The sequence below is a fragment of the Acinetobacter lwoffii genome, assembly GCF_024129595.1.
GTDB classification, from domain to species: Bacteria; Pseudomonadota; Gammaproteobacteria; order Pseudomonadales; family Moraxellaceae; genus Acinetobacter; species Acinetobacter lwoffii_O.
The window spans coordinates 1-302 of sequence record NZ_JAMXXS010000115.1; the positions used below are offsets into that span (position 1 = coordinate 1).

1 tRNA gene is annotated in these 302 nt (G+C 39.1%); it reads right to left on the bottom strand.

Annotated features, from left to right (window positions below):
• Positions 1–225: 225 nt before the first annotated feature.
• Positions 226–301: transfer RNA gene (locus NI466_RS15870), tRNA-Ala, on the bottom strand.
• Position 302 lies beyond the last annotated feature (1 nt).

The window sequence follows — 302 nt, forward strand, 5'->3', positions numbered from 1 at the left end:
TTTGAACAAATTATTTCAACTCAAATATATTCTGTTAATGATTTTTCCAGCCTTCGTCAGGTCAGGAAACTGTGATAAATCACAGAGGTTATCAAGTGCGCGTATCATAACGCTTGTACTTGTTAATCTCTAGGATCTAAACACTTGATCGCTTAAGGACTAAACTAACAATCAACTGATTGTCTATTTATTAGCTTTTGTCTTTATACATTCCGAAGGAATGTATGGTGGAGACTAGGAGAGTCGAACTCCTGACCTCCTGCGTGCAAAGCAGGCGCTCTACCAACTAAGCTAAGTCCCCA